Source organism: Psychrobacter sp. GTC18467, from assembly GCF_055397455.1.
Window position 1 is genome coordinate 1,093,431 of the sequence record NZ_AP038920.1, and the last position, 16,432, is coordinate 1,109,862.

16 protein-coding genes are annotated in these 16,432 nt (G+C 47.3%); 9 read left to right on the top strand and 7 right to left on the bottom strand.

Annotated features, from left to right (window positions below; genetic code table 11):
* Positions 1–11: 11 nt before the first annotated feature.
* Together ACZ5XY_RS04630 and ACZ5XY_RS04635 are read left to right on the top strand one after the other, a co-directional pair.
* Positions 12–824, top strand: a complete 813-nt coding sequence (locus tag ACZ5XY_RS04630) for a thiazole synthase (protein WP_464743321.1) — start codon at positions 12–14, stop codon at positions 822–824.
* Positions 825–932: 108 nt separating this feature from the next.
* Positions 933–2,345, top strand: coding sequence for a WS/DGAT/MGAT family O-acyltransferase (locus tag ACZ5XY_RS04635; RefSeq protein ID WP_464743323.1), 1,413 nt, complete (start codon positions 933–935; stop codon positions 2,343–2,345).
* 106 nt (positions 2,346–2,451) lie between these two features.
* On the opposite strand, the gene ACZ5XY_RS04640 is transcribed toward ACZ5XY_RS04635, so the two are convergent.
* The gene (locus ACZ5XY_RS04640; RefSeq protein ID WP_464743325.1) at positions 2,452–3,282 is read right to left on the bottom strand and encodes an inositol monophosphatase family protein; all 831 of its coding nucleotides are present in this window, start codon (positions 3,280–3,282) and stop codon (positions 2,452–2,454) included.
* A 248-nt stretch (positions 3,283–3,530) separates the two neighbouring features.
* Complete coding sequence (gene dxs / locus ACZ5XY_RS04645; protein WP_464743327.1) at positions 3,531–5,555, bottom strand: 1-deoxy-D-xylulose-5-phosphate synthase; 2,025 nt, start codon at positions 5,553–5,555, stop codon at positions 3,531–3,533.
* A gap of 440 nt (positions 5,556–5,995) precedes the next feature.
* Between dxs and ribA the strand changes: the two genes are divergently transcribed.
* The 3 genes from ribA (at position 5,996) to ACZ5XY_RS04660 (ending at position 8,570) form a co-directional block, all read left to right on the top strand.
* The gene (gene ribA / locus ACZ5XY_RS04650) at positions 5,996–6,652 is read left to right on the top strand and encodes a GTP cyclohydrolase II (protein WP_464743329.1); all 657 of its coding nucleotides are present in this window, start codon (positions 5,996–5,998) and stop codon (positions 6,650–6,652) included.
* A 166-nt stretch (positions 6,653–6,818) separates the two neighbouring features.
* Positions 6,819–7,757 carry an oxygen-dependent coproporphyrinogen oxidase gene (hemF, locus tag ACZ5XY_RS04655; RefSeq protein ID WP_464743758.1) on the top strand — a complete coding sequence of 313 codons (939 nt, stop codon included), beginning with the start codon at positions 6,819–6,821 and terminating at the stop codon, positions 7,755–7,757.
* Between the two features lie 345 nt (positions 7,758–8,102).
* The gene (locus tag ACZ5XY_RS04660) at positions 8,103–8,570 is read left to right on the top strand and encodes a c-type cytochrome (protein ID WP_464743331.1); all 468 of its coding nucleotides are present in this window, start codon (positions 8,103–8,105) and stop codon (positions 8,568–8,570) included.
* Positions 8,571–8,654: 84 nt separating this feature from the next.
* Here the strand turns inward: ACZ5XY_RS04660 and gloA are convergent, their stop codons facing one another.
* Entirely contained in the window at positions 8,655–9,200 is a 546-nt protein-coding gene (gloA, locus tag ACZ5XY_RS04665) for a lactoylglutathione lyase (RefSeq protein ID WP_464743333.1), read from the bottom strand.
* Between the two features lie 87 nt (positions 9,201–9,287).
* The gene (locus ACZ5XY_RS04670) at positions 9,288–9,926 is read right to left on the bottom strand and encodes a carbonic anhydrase (RefSeq protein ID WP_464743335.1); all 639 of its coding nucleotides are present in this window, start codon (positions 9,924–9,926) and stop codon (positions 9,288–9,290) included.
* A 346-nt stretch (positions 9,927–10,272) separates the two neighbouring features.
* On the opposite strand from ACZ5XY_RS04670, the gene potA reads away from it, so the two are divergent.
* From potA to ACZ5XY_RS04690, 4 genes are all read left to right on the top strand, one after another.
* Positions 10,273–11,505 carry a spermidine/putrescine ABC transporter ATP-binding protein PotA gene (gene potA, locus ACZ5XY_RS04675; RefSeq protein ID WP_464743337.1) on the top strand — a complete coding sequence of 411 codons (1,233 nt, stop codon included), beginning with the start codon at positions 10,273–10,275 and terminating at the stop codon, positions 11,503–11,505.
* Complete coding sequence (gene potB / locus ACZ5XY_RS04680; protein WP_464743339.1) at positions 11,506–12,390, top strand: spermidine/putrescine ABC transporter permease PotB; 885 nt, start codon at positions 11,506–11,508, stop codon at positions 12,388–12,390. It begins immediately after the preceding gene.
* Positions 12,390–13,181, top strand: coding sequence for a spermidine/putrescine ABC transporter permease PotC (gene potC, locus ACZ5XY_RS04685; RefSeq protein WP_464743341.1), 792 nt, complete (start codon positions 12,390–12,392; stop codon positions 13,179–13,181). Before potB ends, potC begins: the two co-directional genes overlap by 1 nt.
* 77 nt (positions 13,182–13,258) lie before the next feature.
* The gene (locus ACZ5XY_RS04690; protein WP_464743343.1) at positions 13,259–14,152 is read left to right on the top strand and encodes a LysR family transcriptional regulator; all 894 of its coding nucleotides are present in this window, start codon (positions 13,259–13,261) and stop codon (positions 14,150–14,152) included.
* Between the two features lie 31 nt (positions 14,153–14,183).
* Here ACZ5XY_RS04690 and crcB read toward each other — a convergent pair whose 3' ends face one another.
* The 3 genes from crcB to ACZ5XY_RS04705 form a co-directional block, all read right to left on the bottom strand.
* Complete coding sequence (gene crcB, locus ACZ5XY_RS04695; protein ID WP_464743345.1) at positions 14,184–14,564, bottom strand: fluoride efflux transporter CrcB; 381 nt, start codon at positions 14,562–14,564, stop codon at positions 14,184–14,186.
* 39 nt (positions 14,565–14,603) lie between these two features.
* A complete protein-coding gene (gene tsaD / locus ACZ5XY_RS04700; RefSeq protein WP_464743347.1) occupies positions 14,604–15,653 on the bottom strand; it encodes a tRNA (adenosine(37)-N6)-threonylcarbamoyltransferase complex transferase subunit TsaD in 1,050 nt (349 codons plus the stop codon).
* Positions 15,654–15,781: 128 nt separating this feature from the next.
* A complete protein-coding gene (locus ACZ5XY_RS04705; protein ID WP_464743349.1) occupies positions 15,782–16,300 on the bottom strand; it encodes a c-type cytochrome in 519 nt (172 codons plus the stop codon).
* Positions 16,301–16,432 lie beyond the last annotated feature (132 nt).

Below are 16,432 nucleotides of genomic sequence, written 5' to 3' on the forward strand. Positions count from 1 at the left end.
GGAAATTTGTTATGTCGCAAGCTCTCGCGTCAACCCTTCACCCTCAAGACAGCTTTCAAGTTGGCAGTCGCACCTTTTCATCAAGGCTGCTTGTTGGCACCGGAAAATATAAAGATTTGACCGAAACCGGCGCGGCGATTCACGCATCGGGCGCAGAGATTGTTACCGTTGCCATTCGCCGAACCAATATCGGTCAAAATCGCGACGAGCCAAACTTACTTGACGTGATTTCTCCCAAAGAATTTACCATTCTACCCAATACCGCCGGCTGCTTTGATGCCGATAGCGCCATTCGCACTTGTATGCTTGCACGCGAGCTGTTAGACGGGCATAATTTGGTTAAACTTGAAGTGCTTGGCGACGAAAAAACGCTTTACCCAAACGTCACCGAAACCCTAAAAGCCGCTGAAGTGCTGATTAAAGACGGCTTTGAAGTGATGGTTTACACCTCAGACGACCCCATCGTGGCAAAAGAGCTTGAAAGCATGGGCTGCGTTGCCATCATGCCGCTTGGCAGCCTCATTGGCTCAGGGCTTGGGCTGCTTAACCGCCACACGTTAAGCTTGATTGTTGAAAATGCCAGCGTTCCGGTTTTGGTTGATGCTGGCGTTGGTACGGCGTCAGATGCGGCGATTGCGATGGAACTTGGCTGCGATGGCGTCTTGATGAACTCGGCAATTGCTTATGCCAAAGACCCTGTGTTAATGGCACAAGCCATGAAGCACGCCGTTTGGGCAGGTCGTGAGGCGTTTTTAGCAGGTCGAATGCCGATGCGTAAAATGGCGCAAGCCAGCTCACCGCAAACCGGCTATTTTTTCCAGTAAGCTTTAAAACGCGCCCAAGTTTTAACCGTATTCAAATATTTAGATAACTGGACATGACATTGTCGCGCCTACCCTCATAATTTGGCGCGACTTAACAAAGGATTAGCTATGCGATTGCTTGGTGCTGTTGATTTGTTATTTTTACTGTTAGAGTCGCGAAAGCAGCCGATGCACGTTGGCGGCTTGTTTTTGTTTGAGCTCCCCGAGCAAACACTTGATAGCAGCCGCTGCAACTTTGTTCAAGACCTTGTTCAGCAAATGCAAACCTCAACGGTGTCGCCAAGCTTCCCGTTTAATCAGGTGCTCAAGCACTTATTGGCTTGGGAAAAAGATGACGAATTTGATGTTGACCATCATTTTCGTCATATCGCCCTGCCTTGCCCCGGTCGAATCCGCGAGCTACTCATGTACGTGTCCAAAGAGCACAGCCGATTGCTTGACCGCGCCATGCCGCTTTGGGAATGTCATATTATCGAAGGCATTGTTCCAGAATCTGAGGGCGCGCCGGAGCGGTTTGCCTTATATTTTAAAATTCATCATTCCCTCGTTGATGGCATTGCCGCAATGCGCCTGATTCAAAAGTCCTTATCGCAATCGCCAACTGAACCAATGACGCTTCCGGTTTGGTCGTTGATGACGCGCCACCGCAACCAATTTGAAACGCTGCCAACCAAGCGCTCAGCTTGGACACTCGTTAAAGAACAGCTTTCAACCATTAAGCCGGTATTTACCGAGCTTGCCGATAATATCAAGCATTATGGCGCTGACGATTATGTCGGCACCTTTGATGCGCCAAAAAGCATTTTAAATCAGCGCATTTCGGCATCTCGGCGCATTGCCGCGCAGTCGTATGACATGGCGCGCTTTCGCAGTATTGCCAGTGAATTTAAAGTCAACACCAACGATGTCATTTTAGCCGTTTGCTCAGGGGCAATCCGCCGCTATTTGCTTGAAATGAACGCGCTGCCAAACAAGCCGCTGATTGCTTTTGTGCCCATATCACTGCGCCGCGATGACAGCAACAATGGCAATCAAATCTCGTTTTTATTGGCAAATTTAGGCACAAATCTAGAAAATCCAGTAAAACGGCTCGGCATCATTCACCGCAGCATGAATAGCGGCAAGCGCAAATTTCGCCGGATGAACCAAGCCCAAGTGATTAATTACAGCGCTTTGGCTTATGCTTGGGAAGGCATCAACGTGTTAACCGGAATGTTTCCGCGAAAACAAGCCTTTAACTTGATAATTTCCAACGTCCCTGGCGCCAAAGAGCCGCTGTATTGGAACGGCGCGCCCTTAAAAGCGCTTTATCCGGCGTCCATTATTTTGGACGGTCAAGCCATGAACATCACCCTTGCCACTTATTTGGACAAGATTGAGTTTTGTATCGTGGCTTGCAGCAAATTGCTACCGCACGTTCAAGATATGCTCAAACTTATTGAAGAAGAATTGGTGGTTTTAGAAAAACTAAGCGAAGATAAACGCTCAGGCGTTCTTGAATTTAATCCGCTAACGATGTGATAAATCACGTTTGGCAAAACTGACAGCAACAAAAAAAGCTGGTCGATTGCGCCAGCTTTTTTTGATTGTTATACCTTGCTAAATACACTGCTAAATGCTCAAAACTTTAATAAACCGCATTGCCCCAAACCGGAACGACCGTTTGCATTAACGGCTTGAGCAATTTAACATTACAAGCAAAAATTGAGCCGGTGGTCATGGCATCGTGAGCACCTTTATGGTCAACGACCACGCCGCGAGCCTCGGTCACAATTAATTCGCCTGCGGCAATGTCCCAAGGCTTGATGCACATTTCAAAATAACCATCAAGGCGACCTGCCGCAACGTAACATAAATCAAGCGCCGCAGAACCCATTCTTCTGATTTGACCGCCCGCTTCAGTCACCTTTAATAAGCTGTCAAAATGCTCTTTGGCATACGAAACTACCTCACCATTACGGCGGCGCTCAAGCGGGTGCCCTGTGGTAAACAGTCCGCCATCAATGGTTTTGCGCTCGCTGACTTGGATTCGGCGCTGATTTAAACGCGCGCCTTTGCCGCGGCTTGCTGAAAACATCTCATCGCGAACGGGGTCGTAAATGACGCCGTGCTGAGTGACGCCTTTGTGCTGAACGGCAATAGAAACGCAAAATTGCGGAACGCCGTGAACAAAGTTTTTGGTGCCATCAAGCGGGTCAATAATCCAGCACCAATCGGCGTCCTCGCCAACCCCTTCTTGCATCCCAAACTCTTCACCCAAAAATGAGTGGTTTGGATAGCTTGCCTTTAACGTGGCAATGGTCAGCTCTTCGCTAAAGCGGTCGATTTGGGTGACCAAACCGTCGATGCCTTTGGACTCAATGTCCAACTCGATTTTGTGGCGGTTTTGGTGCGCGTGCAAAATCTCATTTCCAACTTTTTCCGCAGCTCTTGCGGCAATAACGACCATCGGTTCCATAATTGACCTTTTTGGGTGAAAAATAAACGATAAACAATAAAAAAAGAAAAACTAACGCCGCACCAAGCGCAAAGGCAATGCAAAAGGGTAAGCTTTAAAACAATACAAACCTGCGGCAAACAGGCGTTAAATTGGCACTATTGTAATCAAATTTCGCTTAAGGATAAATGATTGATTTTGATTAATTATTAAAACTGAGCAATTTTTAACTACTGAAGCAGCTCAAGCCGTCAAGCCAATAAAAACCGTTAAGCCAACAACTGCTTTAGGCTTGCTTCAATGCCCAATACATCCAAGCCACTGGCGGCGCGCTGCTCGCTTTGGCTGCCGTGCGGGATAAAATGGTCAGGAATACCAAGGTTCTTAACCAAAGGCTTATTTTTGGCAAAAAGCGCGGAGTCATTGATTAAATATTCATTGACCGCACTTCCTGCGCCGCCCATGATGACGTGCTCTTCAACGGTGGCAACATGAGTGATGTCTTTTGTAAGCAGCTCTTCAATTAAGGTGCTGTCTAAAGGCTTGACCCAGCGCATATTAACAAGATAAATTTGAAGGTCGTTATCATCAACCGTTTTTTCATTAAAAAGGTTTTGCGCCGCTGTTTGGGCGGTTGCGACCATGGTTCCAAAGACCAAAATGGCAAGCTTAGTTTTTGCGCGATCATGTCCTAAAACCGCTTCGATTTCAGCTTTGCCAACTTCCAAATATTGCGCCGGTTTTTGAATTATCGCGCCAATACCGCTACCGCGCGGATAACGAACGGCGGTACAGCCCTTATAGTCGTAGCAGGTATTGAGCAGCTGATAGCATTCATTTTCATCTTTTGGCGCGGCAATAATCATATTAGGAACGCAGCGCAAAAAGGCAAAATCAAACACGCCAGCATGGGTTGCGCCGTCCTCACCAACAAGCCCTGCGCGGTCAATGGCAAACATCACGTCTAAGTTTTGCAAGGCAATATCATGAATCAGCTGGTCATAACCGCGCTGCAAAAAGGTCGAATAAATCGCCACGATGGGTTTTGCGCCTTGAGTTGCCATGCCACCAGCAACCGTCACCGCATGCTGCTCGGCAATTGCCACATCAAAAAAGCGCTCGGGAAATTTGCGCGCAAACTCGGTCATTCCCGAGCCTTCTTCCATAGCAGGGGTGATGGCGAGCAACTTGTCATCTTGCTCAGCTTTGTCGCATAAAAACTGACCAAAAACATCTGAAAATTTTAATTTTGGCGCGGATTTTGGCGCGCTTGACGACGTATCTGCCAATTTGCCAATGGCGTGATAGCCAACGGGGTCGGCTTCTGCCGGTAAAAAGCCTTTGCCTTTGGTGGTGTAAACGTGAACGAGAACAGGGCCTGAAACTTGCTTTGCTCGTGACAATACCCGAAGCAGCTCTGGGATATCATGACCATCAAAAGGGCCAAAATAGGCAAAGCCAATGGCTTTAAATAAGTTGTCCTCAATTTTGGGAATGGGGCGCGCTTTGCCGTGACGACCTCGGCGCTCAAAGCCCTGCATTTCAGGGCGCAGCTTGATGTCCGGCTGACCATGGTCATCAATATCAACTTGATAGCCGGACTCCCAAAGGCTTGCCAAATGCCGCGAAAAGCCACCAATCGAGCACGATATTGACATGTCATTGTCATTTAAAATGACCAATAAATCCGCATCTTGCTGAACGGCATCATTCATGGCTTCAAATGCCATGCCGCCGGTCATTGCGCCGTCCCCAATGATACAAGCCACCGTTTGCGGTCGGTTTTGGTAGCGAAGGGCTAAGCTCATGCCAAGCCCTGCTGAAATTGCCGTTGACGAGTGCCCCACGCCAAAGGTATCAAAGATAGATTCGGCGCGCTCAGGGAACGCCGTTAAGCCGCCTTTGGCGCGGATGCTGCCGATTTGCTCGCGGCGACCGGTCAAGATTTTATGGGCATAAGCTTGATGACCCACGTCCCAAACGATTTGGTCATCGGGGGCATTTAATAAATAATGCAGCGCCACGGTCAATTCAATCACGCCCAAATTGGCGCCAAAATGACCGCCGCTTACCCCTGCTGAATACAGCAAATACTCGCGAAGCTCATCGGTTAAGGTAATCAGCTCGGCAACACTTAAGCGCTTTAAATCGACAGGAGCGTTGATGGTATCAAGAATGGGCGTGGCGGGACGAACGCTTGGAATGACGCTAAACGACTTTTGACTGGCGTAACTGTTTGGCGCTGATTCCGGCGCGGCGTTCAATTTGGACTGTAAAAAAGGTGACTGCTGCATAGACCCTACGATACCTACCCATTCACAAGACAAGCTTACGCCGTTGACCATCATCAGCAAATTTAAGTTGGCAAAGCGCTGTTGAGGTGTAAGTAACCGCTTGGCGCAGGCTTGTCACTGTAACCGTTGAAATAGTATGGCATAATAGCATTTTTTTTTAACAATCACAGACAACATCGTGGCTTGAATGTGAACTTTATGTGATTTTGCGCCATTCACCTTCGGTTTTAAAAGGTTTTGGGCAAATAAACTTGGAAGTCCACCTTTATTCATAGCGGTTGCTAAGATTGCCAAAAATTTGTTATTAAAATGGCAATTAAACATCAGCAATTGAAAAGCCGCAAAATCGACCTTATACAAGGTTTAGCTTTTTTTATTTAATATCGTTTAACATCGAGCGTCATTTAATCGCCATTTATCATTTGTCAATTAGGATTGTCATGACCTACCACTTTATCACCAGCGCCAAATTGCCCACGTGTCATGGCGAGTTTGACATTCATGTGTTTGAAAATGACGCCGGTCAAGAGCACGTGATGCTCACCAAAGGTCTGCCTATTGCAAAAAGCGATGACCATATAAATAACCACGACAATGACCATGCCCCTGCGCCCTTGGTGCGAATCCATTCTGAATGCTTAACCGGCGATGCGTTTGGCTCACTTAAATGCGATTGCGGCTCGCAATTAAATACCGCGATGAAAGCCATTCAAAAAGAAGGCGTTGGCGCGATTTTGTACTTACGTCAAGAAGGTCGCGGCATCGGGCTTACCAACAAAATCCGCGCTTATGCCCTGCAAGAACAAGGTCATGACACTCTTGATGCCAACTTACTGCTAGGCTTACCAGCGGACGCGCGAACCTATGACATGTGCGGCGCGATGCTGTCCCATGTGGGCGTTGATAAAGTTCGCTTGATTACCAACAATCCCGACAAAGTCGCTTATCTCACTGACCACGGCATTGAAGTCACCGAGCGCGTGCCATTATTGGTCGGCGTCAATGAGGTGAATTTAAGCTACCTTGCCACCAAGCGCGACCGAATGGGGCATCTGCTTGATAAAGAAATTTTTACCCAAGTTCATGATAATAAATAACTGTTTTTATTAAAATTTTTGTAAAACCTTGATAACTTAGTAAAAGACAGCCTATTAAAAGATAGCGTAAAAGCTTTAACTCAAAACCCAATTAAAAAAGTTGACCCCTATGACCATTCCAGAATCTACCCCAAATGCCGTCGAGCAAAGCCCAACCAACGATAAAATGGCAGAAAATATCGCTCAAGTTCGCGCCTTTTTGGTTGATTTGCAAGCTCGAATTTGCCAAGCGCTAGAAGCCGAGGAAAAAGACGGCGGCGGCGATGCGACCTTTGTTCCTGACGATTGGCAGCGTCCTGAGGGCGGCGGCGGTCGCTCTTGCATTTTATCGGGTGGCAAAGTCATTGAAAAAGCCGGCGTCATGTTCAGCCACATTCATGTGAAAAGCTTGCCACCATCGGCAACGGCGCGTCATCCGGACATTGCCGGTCGCAGCGCCCAAGCCCTTGGCGTATCATTGGTCATTCACCCAACCAACCCAAACGTGCCCACCAGCCACGCCAACGTCCGGCTGTTTGTTGCTGAAAGCGCGGACAAAGACCCAATTTGGTGGTTTGGCGGCGGCTTTGATTTAACGCCATTTTATCCGGTGCTTGCGGACTGCGTTCACTGGCACAAGGTTTGTCATGACTTGTGCGCGCCGTTTGGTGACAGTGTTTACCCTGATTTTAAACAGTGGTGCGATGAGTATTTTTATTTGCAGCACCGAGATGAGCAGCGCGGTATCGGCGGCTTGTTTTATGATGATGTCAACACAGACAGCCGCGGCTGGGACTTTGACACTTGCTTTGACTTTATGAAAGCGGTTGGCAATGGCTATTTGGACGGTATCATTCCGATTTTTCAAAAGCGCAAAAATACGCCGTTTACTCAACAGCAGCGCGATTTTCAGCTGTATCGCCGCGGCAGATACGTCGAATATAACCTCGTCTATGACCGTGGAACGCTGTTTGGGCTCCAAAGTAACGGTCGCATTGAGTCGATTTTGGTTAGTATGCCGCCGCTTGCGGCTTGGGAGTACCGCTTTGAGCCTGAACAAGGCTCGCCTGAATTTGAGTTGACCGATTATTATTTAAAGCCGCGCGATTGGCTGAACGAGGCTTAATTTGGCTTGAAAGGTTGAAAATCCATAGAGTTGACGATATAGTCTGAATTAGTATAATGATAGGGCAAATCGTAGCTTTGATTCTTGCTTACAATATGCAGCAAATATTTTCGCCAATAAAATAGTTTATCGTTTATGATATTAAGGTCAGCTTTCGGGCTGACCTTTGTTTATATATTGGTTTTTAGGTATTAGTTTTTATAAATGGGTGTTACGTTTTAAAGGTTTTTCACTGGTCAGTCGCGGTAGCCTCAAGTTTTGCGCCGTTATTTGAGCAAATTTCGCCTTTATTTATCCTCGCAGCCGTTCATTTTTTAGGTGAATCGCCACAAAAAAGGAGTCATGATGACAAAATTTAACTCACTAAAATCGGCAGTTACTCTCAGCTTATTAGGCGCAGCGTTAATGCTTGGCGCTTGTAGCAAGCCGCATCCTGACGTCAAAGCGCGTCAAGACATGATGAAAAACTATGGCGATGCCATGAAAGTGATGGGCGGCATGGTCAAGCACCCAAACACCTTTGATGCGGCAGATTTTAAAGAGCAAGCGGCATTTATCGCTGAAGACTCAAAAAATCCGTGGCAGCATTTTGAAAGTAATGAAGCGGTCGGCAATGCTACCGAGGCAGTTTGGGCAAGAACCGATGACTTTAAAATGGAAGCTGAAAACTTTCAGCAAGTTGCCGCGCAGTTAAACCAAGTGGCACAAACCGCAACAAGCGCGGACGACGTCAAACCTGCCTTTGGTGAGCTTGGAAAATCGTGCAAGTCTTGTCATACTGACTTTAGAGTCAAAGATGACGATGAAAAATAAGACTTAAAGTTAAAGGTTAAATTTAACGCCTTTTTTAATTGCCAAAAAAAACCGCTGTCTTTGAGAGCGGTTTTTTATTACTCATTAATTCATCAATCCCGCTTGCACAATTTCAATCCAGTAGTCATCAACGTCTTTGATAAAGGCAATGTGCTTCATTTTGCCCTCCTCCGGTCGCTTTTTAAAGCTGACGTTATTGGCATCAAACCAAGCAACGGCGGCGTCCAAATCCGGAACGCTAAAGCAAATATGACCAAAGCCTTGCGGCTCGCTGTTGCCATCATGATAGCTAAAATCGCTTTGGTTTTCGGTGCCGTAATTGTGGGTTAATTCCAAGATGCCGCGCTGACGAAAGGCAAAAACCGCCAAATCATCACCTTTTGGTAAGTTGTTGCGCTCCTCCTCCGTAAGCTTTGCTAAAAAGTACAAATCAAAGCCCATTTCAGGGAATTTTTTGACGCAAAGCAGGGTCATTCCCAAAATTCCGGTGTAAAACTCAAGCGATTTGACCGGATCCTTGACCCGAAGCATGGTGTGGTTAAAAGTAAATCCTGAAGTCGCGCCGGCAATGGGTTTGACCCCATCGACAATCACGCTTTGGCTTGGTTGCTCTATCGTTTTGGCGGTCATAGCTGCTCCTTAATGGGGGTTAACGACTGTTAAGTGACGTAGCAAGTTATTTAGTTTTTCAGATACTTAAATATTGAGTCACTGGCATTACGTATCTAAAAAACGCACTTTGCCAGTTTTAAGGTTATATTCAGCGCCAACAATCAGCAATTGACCGCTTTGGGTTAAGTCTTCCAAAATTCGTGAGCCGTGCTTTAATTGGCTTACTGCCATGCGGACGTTAGCGCGAATCGCGCGGTCGATGAGCTCATCGGCGTCGGCGTCTTGACCTTTGGCGGTAGCAAGCTCATGCAGGTTGTAAACGCTTGGGCGGATGCGGTCAACGATGGATTGCAAGTTTGGCGAATAGTTTTGCTCAGGGTTGATGAGCGCCTCAACGCAAGCGGTCACCGCGCCGCAATTAGAGTGCCCAAGAACGACGACCAATTGGGTTTGGAACTTTTCAGCGGCAAATTCGACCGAGCCGATTTGCGAGGGCGCAACCACGTTTCCCGCCACACGAATAACAAACAAATCGCCTAAACCTTGGTCAAATACAATTTCAACCGGAACGCGAGCATCCGAGCAGCCAAGAATAATGGCATGCGGGTGTTGGTCAGCTTTTAAAGCAGGGCGTTTTTGATTCATGGGGTCGGTGGAGCTGAGGCTGGCAACATAACGCGCATTGCCTTCTTTGAGCATTTCAAGGGCAGCTGTGCCGCTAACGGGTTGATAAGCTTCTGACATGAGGAGTCCTTTTTATATTGAATGAAAATGGGGTTAGCCAATGAAAAGTTTGCCAAAATCTGGGCAAGCCTAATTATTGTATCGAACATCGCATAAAAAAAACGTAAAAATTTTCAATCAATTCTTATTTCTTGCTATCATCACGCCCCAAAATTTTATCCGCGGTTTTTTTCAAATAAAAGTCAACGCTCAAGCGTGACCGGCTTATTTTGCGCCAAAATCGCCGCGCCTTGTAACCTAAGGTATAACGCGCGTAACGTCGCTTGCGATTGCGTAATTTTGGCAAAAGGCTTTGATATAATAATGAAAATCACTTATTTGACGGTGCGGCTTTTTAGGACTTGCTATGACTCAATTTTCTGACCCCAACTCCCAAATTTCATCAAACGCCGCGCCGCCGAAAACCGGCGAACTGTTACAAATTGAGCATTTAAAAAAAGTTTATGACCATGTTGAGGTGCTAAGCGACATCAATTTGACCATTCATCATGGCGAGTTTTTAACGCTGTTAGGACCTTCAGGCTGCGGTAAAACCACGCTTTTGCGGCTTATTGCTGGGTTTGAGCAGCCAGACGCTGGCGCGATTTATTTAGATGGCGCGCAAATGGCAGGATTGTCCGCGGATAAGCGACCGGTGAACACCGTATTTCAGCAATACGCGCTTTTCCCGCACATGAGCGTCGCGCAAAACGTGGCTTATGGGTTAAAGCTTAAAAAAGTGCCCAAAGATGAAATTCAAGCTCGCGTTCGTGAAATGCTCGCCATGGTTCAGCTTGAGCATTTAGCCAATCGCAGACCACAAGAGTTGTCCGGCGGTCAGCAGCAGCGCGTTGCCATTGCAAGGGCAGTGATTAATCGCCCAAAGCTGTTGCTGCTTGATGAGCCTTTATCGGCGCTTGATTATAAACTTCGGCTACAAATGCAATCGGAGCTGAAACGCCTTCAGCGCGAGCTTGGCATTACCTTTGTGTTCGTCACCCACGACCAAGAAGAAGCGCTGTCGATGTCCGACCGAATTGCGGTAATGAAAAATGGCAAGTTTCAGCAAATTGGCACGCCTACCCAAATTTATGAAACCCCTGCCAACTTATTTACCGCCAAATTTATCGGCGAAACCAACCTATTTAAAGCCATCGTTCGCGGCGTTTATCCTAATCAGCCGGACAAAAATGGCAAAGTCACTAACGGTCGAATTGAGGTAGAAGTCTGCCAAGCAAAATCGGCATCGATGCCGCTGCGCAACTTGCGCCGACCCAAATTTGCCAATGCCGTTCAGGTTGGCGATACGGTTAATTTGCTGCTTCGACCCGAGGATTTGCGGATTTATGAGATGGATGACGCTGAGCATAACGGCATTATTGGTCGGGTGATTGAAAGCAATTATAAAGGCAGTACCTTGGATTCCATCATTGAGCTTGAAGACGGTCAAATCATCAAAGCGTCCGAATTTTTTGATGAAGACGACCCAAGCTTTGATTATAAAATGAATGAGGCGGTAAAAGTGTCTTGGGTCGATGGCTGGGAATGGGTATTGCCAGAAGAGCCTGACGCGCAAACGGTCAGTTCAGGGGGCGTATAAATGGCAATGTTTAACCGCTCAGCAAAAACAAAAAACCCGTTTCGAACGGCAACGCTTTGGCTGATTTGGGGTTGGCTGCTGATTTTTGCGCTTGTTCCTAATCTGCTCGTCATTGCCGTCAGCTTTTTAACGCGCGACAGCAGCGAATTTATCAGTTTGCCGGTTAATTTTGGCAGCTACGCTCGGATGATTGACCCGCTTTATTTTGAGGTGTTTGTTCATTCCCTTTGGATGGCGGGAGTTACCACCATTATTTGCCTGCTGTTTGGTTATCCGTTTGCTTGGCTGGTGTCCAAAGTTCGCGCGCGTTGGCAGCCGCTATTGATGCTGCTGCTGATTTTGCCGTTTTGGACAAACTCTCTCGTTCGGACTTACGCGCTTAAACTTCTTTTTGCCAATAATGGCTTAATCAATCAGTTGCTTATAAAACTTGGCATTATCAGCCATCCCATCGATATTTTATATACCCAAGGTGCGGTAATTGCCGGACTCACCTATTTACTATTTCCATTTATGGTACTGCCGCTTTATGCCGTATTTACGGATTTGCGCGAGGATATGCTGCTGGCGTCACAAGATTTGGGCGCCACCAAATCGCAAACCTTTTGGCATGTGGTGCTGCCCTTGACCACACCGGGGATTATTTCGGGGGTACTTTTGGTGCTGCTTCCGGCTATGGGAATGTTTTACGTGGCTGATATTTTGGGCGGCTCGCGCAATTTGCTCGTAGGAAATATCATTAAAAATCAATTTTTAGATGCCAGAGACTGGCCTTTTGGGGCGGCGGCAAGTGTGCTCTTAACCCTTGCAATGGCAATTTTACTTTGGGCGTATCGCGCCAGCAGCAAGCGCATCGGCAAAACTGACTTTAACGAGGTGGCATAATGGCAACCGTTAACTCAAAAAAGCGCTTGGGCAGTTTGTTATCCAAAAGCTACTTGACCCTTATTTACGCGCTCTTGTATTTGCCCATCATCGTTTTGGTGGTGATGTCGTTTAATAAGTCCAAAGTTGGCTATCATTGGGGCGGCTTTAGTCTAACATGGTATGAGTCGCTATTTCGCAACCAAGCCATGCTCGATGCGTTTTGGCATTCCATCATTTTAGGGTTAATTGCCGCAACTTTATCCACCTTAATTGGGACGCTGACCGCCCTTGCCCTGCATCGCTACGATTTTCGCGGCAAAGGCTTACTCAGCGGACTGCTGTTTGTACTGATGATGTCGCCTGAAATCGTCCTTGCCATTTCGCTTTTGGTGCTGTTTTTATTGATTGGGCTGCAATTGGGCTTTGTGTCGTTGCTGCTATCGCATATCACGTTTTGCTTGCCGTTTGTGGTGATTACCGTTTTCGCGCGCCTTTCAAGCCTTGATGAACGGTTATTAGAAGCGGCTCGCGATTTGGGCGCGAGCGAATTTACCATGATAAAAACGGTGCTGATTCCGGTGATTTTTCCGGCAGTGATGGCAGGTTGGCTGCTTGCCTTTACCTTATCGCTTGATGACGTGGTGGTATCGACCTTTGTTACCGGCCCAAGTTTTGAGATTTTACCGCTGCGGATTTATTCGATGGTTCGGGTTGGTCTTAAACCTGAAGTCAATGCCATTGGGACGATTTTACTTGCCGCGTCTTTGGTTTTAGTCATCATCTCTCAATTGCTACTGCGAAAGCGCTAATTTTTATAAAATTGAGTGAAATTATTGATGTTATAAATTATAATGAATTAATTTCATGATAAAAGTCGGGTCAATGTATGCTTGAGCTTCGTCATTTAAAAACCTTGAGCGCACTTCGGGCGCATGGCTCGCTAGCGGCTGCCGCTGATGAGCTTCACGTGACTGCCTCCGCCGTATCGCATCAGTTAAAAGAGCTTGAAAATTATTATGACATTACCCTTGTGAACCGGCGGTCGCGACCGCTGACCTTTACCCCTGCCGGCAAAATCGTCCTTGCGCTTGCCGACAGCATTTTACCGCAAGTCACCCGAACCAAAACCAACCTTAAGCGCTTAGCTCACGGTCAAGCAGGGCGGCTGCGATTGGCGTCAGAATGCCACAGCTGCTTTGATTGGCTGATGCCCATTTTAAACCGCTATCGCCGCGATTGGGCGGATGTTGAGCTTGATTTTGCCACCGGCTTTGAGCCTGAGCCGCATCATTTATTGATGGAAGGCGACATTGATTTGCTGATTACCACAAGCAATTTACCGATTGAGGGCATCAGCTATCAACCGCTATTTGAGTATGAAAGCCGATTGGTCATCTCACCAACCCATGAATTGGCAAACCTTGCCACCATTTCACCTGCCGATTTGGTTAATGAAGTATTGATTGCTTATCCCGTTGAAGCCAAGCGCCTTGACATCATTGCCAACTTTATGGCGCCTGCCAATGTAAGCTTTGCAAAAATCCGAACCACTGAGCTGACCGCCATGCTCATTCAGCTGGTGGCAAGCGAGCGCGGGGTGGCAGCTTTGCCCGATTGGGTCGTTGCCGATTATGAAAAAAAAGGTTGGGTGGTGTCGCGACCGCTTGGCAGCGGCGTTTATTGTCAGCTGTATGCGGCAACGCGAACGGCAAGCCAAAATTTGGCGTATATGCAAGGGTTTTCAGCATTGCTTGATAACTTGGTAAAGCCGGTCATTTAAACGGCAAAAACTTTCGACAACTCCAATAAGCTTAACCCAAATTTAGCGCCATTTTTACGACATAAAAACCAACGGCGGTGGCAATCAAAGTTAAGCCCACGTGCATTGCCACCAACAGCAATCCTGCCAGCAGCCGACCATCATTCATCAAAGAAAAAACTTCCGCGCTAAAGGTGCTAAATGTGGTCAATGCGCCCAAAAATCCGGTGATGACCATCAGCTTAATATTGGGCGATAAGTTTGCCCCAAACTGCTCAAACCAAAGAATGGCGCCACCAATCAGCAGCCCGCCCAAAATATTGGCAAATAGCGTTCCAAAGGGAATCCAATCGTGAAGCAGGTTAAATCGCGATAACCAAGCGCGAAGGCAAGCGCCAAATGCCGCGCCGAAACCGATAGCAAGCCATTGCATGATGATATCCTTTTATCTTTTTTGCGATATTCTAAAAAGTTAGCGATTTTCAGCAATCGGTGGCAGCTCGCTCATCGGCCAGCGCGGAATGCAGCTGACCGCCAAATCATCGGTTTGACCGGCATTTAAGCGCTGAAATCCAGCAAAGGCAATCATCGCACCATTATCGGTGCAAAGCTCAGGCGGCGCGTAAAACACTTGAGCGCCGATTTTAGCAAGAGCAGCTTCAAGCGATTGCCGAAGTTCGGTATTGGCACTCACGCCGCCAGCAATCACCAAGCGTTTCATGTTCACTTGTTTTAGCGCTTTGACGCATTTTTTGACCAAGGTATCAACGACCGCATATTGAAAGCTTGCGGCGATATCAGCGCGGACTTGCGGATTATCTTGGCTGCCCTCAGTGTCTTTAATCAAGTTATGAACTGCCGTTTTCATCCCACTAAATGAAAAATCAAGACCGCGATGCAGCATCGGTCTTGGCAAATCAAAAGCGTTTGGGTTGCCAGTTTCGGCAAGTTTGGCAATGTTTGGCCCCCCAGGATAGGGCAAATTAAGCATTTTCGCGGCTTTATCAAAGCACTCGCCTGCCGCATCATCAATCGACTCGCCTAAGATTTCGTACTCGCCAACGCCAAAAGCGGCAATCAGCTGCGTGTGACCGCCGGACACCAGCAAAGAGACAAACGGAAATTGTGGCGGCTGTTGGCTCATTAGCGGCGCCAGTAAATGACCTTCCATATGATGAATGCCAATCGCCGGAATGCCAAGACCAAACGCAAGACTTCGCCCAAATAACGCTCCGGTCATCAGCGCGCCAATCAAGCCCGGCCCTTTGGTATAGGCAATGGCATCGATGTCGTTTTTGCTCAGTTGGCACTGCTCAAGCAATTCGTTCAATAGCGGCACCAGCTTTCGGATATGGTCGCGACTGGCAAGCTCAGGGACGACGCCACCATAAAGCGCATGAAGCTCAATTTGCGAGTACAGCACCTGACCGACCAGACCTTGATTCGCGTTTGCCATCTGCTCGCTGTCAAAAATCGCCAGTCCCGTTTCATCACACGACGTCTCAAGTCCTAATACTTTCATAACCTTGCCTTGCCTAAATAAAAAGGCTTTAAAAAGCCATTAAAAAACCGCCATTATGAACCACAATGGCGGCAATTTATATCAATTTCAATTCAATATAATATTCAGCTTAACGGCTGATTGATGGCTTAGCTTGCTTTAGAAACCATATAGTCAACCGCGGCATGAACTTCAGCTTCTGAAACGCCGTTAACCGCTTGAGCTGGCATTTGGTTAAAGCCTTTTGAAGCGTGCTCATACAACACGTCTTTGCCTTTAGCAATGTGCGGTGCCCAAGCGGCTTTGTCGCCAAATTTCGGCGCATTTAGCAGACCAGTGGCATGACAAGCTTGGCATTGTTTTTCATACAATTTTTCGCCAGTGTCAGCGGCAAGAACAACGTCAGCATCAGCAGTTTCTGCAGGCGCTTCAGCGGTTTCTTCAGCAGGAGCGTCGGCTTCGGCAGGGGCTTCAGCTTCAGCTGCGGGTTCTTCAACAGGAGCTTCAGTTTCAGCAGGCGCTTCTTCAACAACTGCAGGCTCAACAACCACAGTGTCCGTGTCAGCAGGAACTTCTTCCGCTTTTTTGTCGCTACAAGCACCAAGGCTTAAAGCCGCGCCAAACAAAACAGCTGAATAGCTTAATTTTTTAAAGGTAGATAAACTCATGAGGGTCATTCCTTTGCCAGTTAGGTCGAGGGATAAAGGTAAAAAAGGTAACGTTTGCGCGCTTATATTTTCATCAAAACAGTTAAAGCCAAACGCTTAACCATAAAAATTCAAAATAAAGTTGCGACTTTA